General features: G+C 29.8%; 3 protein-coding genes. All 3 read right to left on the bottom strand.

Annotated features, from left to right (window positions below; all coding sequences use genetic code 11):
- Window positions 1–346: 346 nt before the first annotated feature.
- The 3 genes from ACYEKI_RS18890 to ACYEKI_RS18880 all read right to left on the bottom strand — a co-directional run bounded on the left by ACYEKI_RS18890 (window position 347) and on the right by ACYEKI_RS18880 (window position 6,484).
- Window positions 347–1,270 carry a TlpA family protein disulfide reductase gene (locus ACYEKI_RS18890; protein WP_459212773.1) on the bottom strand — a complete coding sequence of 308 codons (924 nt, stop codon included), beginning with the start codon at window positions 1,268–1,270 and terminating at the stop codon, window positions 347–349.
- A 111-nt stretch (window positions 1,271–1,381) separates the two neighbouring features.
- Window positions 1,382–2,884 (bottom strand): hypothetical protein, encoded by a 1,503-nt coding sequence (locus ACYEKI_RS18885; protein ID WP_459212772.1) that lies wholly within the window; start codon window positions 2,882–2,884, stop codon window positions 1,382–1,384.
- A gap of 12 nt (window positions 2,885–2,896) precedes the next feature.
- Entirely contained in the window at window positions 2,897–6,484 is a 3,588-nt protein-coding gene (locus ACYEKI_RS18880) for a SusC/RagA family TonB-linked outer membrane protein (protein WP_459212771.1), read from the bottom strand.
- Window positions 6,485–6,542: the final 58 nt, after the last annotated feature.

Below are 6,542 nucleotides of genomic sequence, written 5' to 3'. Positions count from 1 at the left end.
TCATCAGTGTCATCAGTGTCATCAGTGTCATCAGTGTCATCAGTGTCATCAGTGTCATCAGTGTCATCAGTGTCATCTAATAAAACTTCTTCTTCGGTGTCTATAGTATCATCATTAGAGCAAGAGAATGATACTGTCATTAAAAATGTAAGTAGTAAAAAAAATTTAATCGTTTTCATATTATTATTTATTTAAATTATTCTAAAAATTTTCAAAATCTATCCTTATTTATATTATCCTATAAAAGCTTAACTATCTGTGTGTTTTTTTAAATTAAAACATAAGTTCCCTAGAGCTGCTTCAAATGGAGCAACTATACAGTAAGAGTTTATATGGTATTAAAGGGTTAGTTAACTATTTGATCTAATATCTTTTTAAGTTCTAAATTTGATGGTCTAGGTGCATCTGCTGAAACAATTTTACCTTTTGGATCTATTAATAAAAATCTAGGTATTGCATTAATTCTATATGCTCGTTTAAAAACTGTATCGGTTCCAATATATAATTGATCACCTTCTAACTTGTATTTTTTTATTAGCATTCTCCACATGTTATAATGCTTAGGTTCGTCTATAGAAATCCCAACAAATTCTATGTTTTTATTCTTAAATTGTTTCTTTATTTTCTTTAGTGCAGGAAATTCTTTTAAACAGGGTTTACACCATGTTGCCCATATATCTATATATACATATTTTCCTTTGTAATCTTTCAAGGAATTGAAGCCACTGTTATAATTTTCAAAATTTTCAAATGCTGGTGCTATAGCTCCCTTAGCTAATACTGTTTTTACATATTCTTTCTTATCATATAATACATTAAAATACCTTTTAAGTCTAGCTATTTTTCTTTTATTTTCTTGAATAAGAATAGTATCTTTAATTTGATTTTCATTTATTAACTTATTAAGCTCTTTTTCATACTTTTCTAATTGATTATCAAAAGATTGCCTATCTAAATTAAAAATAGCTGTATCTTGATAAAATTTATTATTTAGTCTTTCGCTTTTAAGTAAATAGTTATTTTGTTTAGCCCCTTCTCCTTCATAAACAATGCTATCGAGATTATTTCCTTTTAAACTAATTTCTAATGCATAAGTGTTTTCTAAGTAAATTTTAGTCTTAGTTTTACCTTTCCTTAGATTATAAATACCTGAAAAAATCTTTAATGTATCAACAAAATGATTTTCAGTTTTCTCAAATAAAACTTTCTTATATTTATTAGACTTTGAGTCAATAATAATTTCATCATTACTATCACTTGTAATAGTCATATCGATCTTTACGTGATTTTCAACTTTTTTATCACATGAAAAAAAGATCATTGTGCACAATAAATAACATAATAAACATCTCATTATCATAATATTTTTCTTTTGTACTCTTTATTGTTCGTTCCCTATCCCTCCAAAATTATAAGGAGTAAGATTTAATAATTCTTGTTCTGCTTTAGGAATTGGAAAATGTCTTGGCGTTCCTGGCTCTAATTGTTGGGTTAAAATAGGTGTCATTCGTCTATAGGCTAAACTATGTGCAGGTAAAAACCAACTGTATTCAACAAGCTTTTCATAATAAATTGCTTTTAATAATTCTTCTTCTGTTTCTTCTCCTGTCAAGGCAGGAAGTCCTCCATTATTAACTCTAGTCTCATTTATAATATTTGCTGCATCAATTTTAGAATCTCCTGTTCTTACTAAAGCTTCTGCATGGACTAAGGCAAATTGATTTTTAAATGCTATTCTCGCATCAAATTGGCTATCTCCATTGATCACGTCTAATTCATACATTGAAAAACGGTACGTCCCCAAAACTTCATTAAAAGGAACATTTTCTTCATTATATCGAAATAAAGTATTCAATCTTCTATCTCTTGGTGTTACGATTTCGGGTAATTGATTAATTCCATCAGGAAAAGGATATGGTGCTGTTGGATGAGAAATATCTTTTCCAGATCCCAAAGCATCTGGCCCAGAGCTACCTCCCTCCATCATATTTATAATTCTTTGATGAACTCTTGCTCCTCTAAAACCTCTTTGAATAAATAATAATCTAAAATTAAATACATCTGTGGCGATAATATCTTCATTGATTCTTTGACTGCTTAATCTTTTAATTTCATTCCAATCTAAATTATTTGCTTCTTGAGATGTTCTTGCTGAATGCGCAATAAACGAAGCAGCAAAATTTCTTAAAAAAACAGCAGCATTACTACCTGACAAATTAGGTATTCCTGCTGTATTTAATAATTGAATCGAAGATTCTAAGTCAAATATTTCAGCTGCATCTTTTATTTTTGAAACAGCAGAATCACGTACTATTGTATAATTCTCAGGATAAAAAGAAGATAATTCTGAAGGAGAAATGCTCTCGTCGTAAATAGCTGAGCGATCATATATCATGCTTAAATATCCTAAACTAAGACCTTGCAATGCTTTTGCATTTGCTTTTATATTATTTGTAATATTTGTTCCATTTATAGGGTCAATAACTTCTCCTCCAAGCTCATCATCTACAGCTCTTAGTAATTGATATACGGTACCATAAACTCCATGCAATTGTTGAAAAGGTTCTACAATTGTTCTTGGAAATTCTATTCCAATCTCAGGTATGGAAGTTCTAGGTACTTGAGATAAGCTTAATCCCGTAAAAGTTAAATCAGAATTGCTTGTAATAACATCTGTTCCCCATAAAATACCTCCAGGAGCTACATTATGCACAGCTTTGATCCATTCATTAAAACTAGTAGCTAAAATTCCTTGATAAAGAGATGGATCTCCAAACACTGTACTTAAATCTCCATTATTCAAATCTTCAGTTTCTAAACTCTCGCACCCTAAACAACTCGAAAAAATCATTATTAAAGTGCTTATGTATAAAAATTTCTTCATTATCAAATCTCTTTAAAAGTTAATACTCAAAGAAGAACTAAATGTTCTTATTGCTGGTGTATTTAAGGTTCCTCTCCTTGACAATATACTCCCAGAAGAAGGATCGAATCCTGTATAATCAGTTATAATAAATAGATTCCTTCCTATAATATTGAACTCTATTTCTTCTATTGCTTTTATTCCTATAGATTTTAAAAAGTTCTTATTTAATTTATAACCTATCGCTACTTCTCTCAATCTTAAATGAGTAGCATCTTCAACAAAAACATCACTATTCACATCACCATCGTTCAATATATTGTTGTAATACACATCGTATTTTTGCTGGCCTTCTGGTCTATTTGATTGATCAAAAACGGGATGTAATTGATTATCCCATAAATCCACTGCACCTAGATTCAATATATTTCCTCCTTGTTGATGCTCAATTAGAGTATAAAAATTGAATCCTTTATAATTAAAATTAGTGATGAATGACATAAAAAAATCTGGCTGAGAATTCCCTAAAACAAAATCATTTTTTGGAGCTTCATCCTCTAAACTATATATTAGTTCTGCTCTTTCTCTTGGAGTATTTTCGGTTCCAGTTCTAATTACATATCCTTCAGAATTAACCACAAAATCTTCTGGAGTCAATTGTAATCCATTTCCTGTTGGATCTTCACTAAAAAGTACATAACCATTTTCATTTACTGTCAAATCTGAAGGAGATTTAGCAAATCTATTTCCATAAAAGTTAGTTAAAGAGCTCCCTATAAATTCTCTTGACCAACGTATCAAACCTGATTGCTGAGTTACTCCATTATATTCTGTTAGCTTAGTAGATCCCTTAAAAAAATTTAATCCAAAAGTCAATATCGAATTCTTGCTTTTAAGAGCGTTATAATTCAATGTAAATTCTAAATTATTCGATGAAAAAGCTCCTGCATTAGCTCTTATGGTACTAAATCCTCCACTCTGAGTTACTGCCAAGGGAACTTCAAGTATTTGATCAATATTATTTTGAATAGAATACGATGCTTGTAAGTCAAATTTATTTAGAAAACTAGTTTCTAATAAGAACTCTAATTCTCTTGTTACGCTAGGCTTTAAATTAAGATTATTAGCTCTGCTCGGTATACTAACCTCTCCATCAGTTATCTGTGCAATATCAAACTTATCCAAAAATAATGGTCTAGTTCCTGCTGTACCATAAGAAGTTGCAAACTTCAATTCTTGAATACCTTTAATTTTTATATCTTTTGTTAATCTATATGCTAAGGATGCTCTTCCGAAAATATTGTTTCTATTATTATCTCCAAATAATGAAGATGCATCGTTTCTAATAACTCCATCAATAATAATTTTATCTTTATAATCAACTGATAAACCTAAAGCAACTGATTTAGTTATAATCCTTTGATTTTCTTGATTGAATGATTGTATGTCCCTAAAAGTATCTGTAACAGTATCATCTGCCCCTGTAGGTGTTCCATTATCATCTAATACTGTGTGTGGAAAACGCAATATATTATCAAAACTTTGTATTCCAGGTATTCCCAAATTAGCACCTGTAGTAGCAAACCCCTGATTGTCTGACTGTTCATATTGATAAAGTAAATTAGATCTTAGATTAAATCCCTTAAAACTATTTACATATGTAAGTCTTCCTGAACTGATTATTGAACGTTGTTCTCTAGTACTTCTAAATAAAGTTCCATTCCCTACAGATCCGTCTCTATTAGTTTCTGCTAAATAACCTATATCTGTAAATAGCTTTTCTTTTTCTCTCCAAAAATCATAACTCATTTTCACATCAAAGTTCAACCCTTTAGATATATTATATTTTCCAGAAACATTACCAAGTATTCTGTTTCTTTTTAAAGTATTATCTTCATTATTTAATACATATAAAGGATTATACAACACTCCAAGATTAGCATCTCTATCGATAAAATTAAATGCAGATGGATTAAAATCAAACGGAGTACCATCTTCTTGATTTATTCCAAATAAATCTGCTTCTGGATCCATCAATAATACTTCTCTTACTCTTCTTGATCGTAAATCAGTTTCTGATTGTGAATATAAAATAGAGCTTGAAAGTTTTATTTTCTCTGACATCTTTTGATCTAAATTCAATCGGAAATTATATCGCTGACTACCTTTATGATTACGAATTCCTCCTCCTGTATTTTGATGTTCAAAAGATGTACTATAATTACCTGTTCTATGCTTACCTTGAACTGATATATATTGAGTTTGAAAATCTGATCCTGTAAAAAAATCTTCTATTTGATTATTATTTTCAATGAATGGATTATTACTAATCCCATCATCTGGACTTAAAAAAGGTTGATATACACTATAATCTCTACCTACACCACTACCATCACCAAATGTTCCATGACGTCCTAAAGAGTTTGCATTTCTTGTATCTATCTTATTAAAATTTATAAGTAAACTTCCATCCGAATTAGTTAAAGAAGAATGTGTCTTGCTTCTTTTAGGGATTCTTGATTTTATTAATTGTTCAAATCCATATTCTTGACGAATTGTTACCGAAATATGCCCTTCTTTTATTTTATCTCCTCTTTTTGTGATTATATTTATAACACCATTAGCTGCTCTTGATCCATATAATGAAGCTGCTGCTGCACCTTTTACAACCTCTATTTTTTCTACATCTTGTAAATTAATATCAGATAAAACAGAACTTCCTATTCCTCTACTTGACTCCCCAAAACCGCTAGACTCGAAACTTGTACCTAGATCATTTTCAATAATAATACCATCTATAATAATCAATGGTTTAGAGGCTTCTGCATTGATTCCACTAGTAAGCGATGTAATACCTCTTAATAATATTTGCGGATCTTCTCCTGGTGTTCCACTAGGCTGTATATTTATACCTGATATTTTACCTGCTAAAGCTGTACCTATATTAGTTGCAGGAGCATTTTGAAGTAAACTTTCATCTACAGAAGCTATTGTATACCCTATCTTCTTCTTTGATATTGCAACAGGAACACCCGTTACTACAACCTCTTCTAATATTGCAGCATCCTCTAATAACTTTACATTTATTTCTTTATCATTCTCAATAGAAATTTCTTTAGTTCTCATTCCCAAATAACTAAAAACTAAAACATCTCCTTTTACTGCTTCAATTGAATATAAACCTTCAAAATCAGTCTGAACTCCCTTTTGTCTTCCTTTAATGATAATATTTACCCCTGGCAACGGGATTCCATGTTGATCGGTTACTATTCCTTTTATTTCTTCTTGTAGTCGATTGATATTCTTTTCAATTGTCTTTTTTAATAAATGAATCAATCCATTTTTTGAAAACCTAAACGTAAAATCGTCATAAGAAAGACTTTTTTTAAGTAAGTCACTTATTTTTATTTTGCCTTTATTCAAAAATACTTTGGGAGTCTTATTAAATAAATCTGATTGATAAATAAATGTGTAATCTGTTTGTTTCCTAATGAGATCAAAAATTTCATCAACAGATATCTCCTTATCCTGATCGATCTCAATTTCATAATTCTGAGAAAAAAGCGTGTTAGGAGTGAAACTAAAAAGAGTTGTACAAAACAAGAATAGTATTGCTCTCATAATATTAAATATTGTTTTCTTTCTTTTTGTATAAAAAAATGCAATAAGATTATTTTTC

It is taken from the genome of Aquimarina rhabdastrellae, from assembly GCA_947387485.1.
In the GTDB taxonomy this organism is placed as follows: Bacteria; Bacteroidota; Bacteroidia; order Flavobacteriales; family Flavobacteriaceae; genus Aquimarina.
The sequence above is the reverse complement of the archived record's forward strand: the minus strand, read 5'-3'. Positions and strand labels throughout refer to the sequence as shown.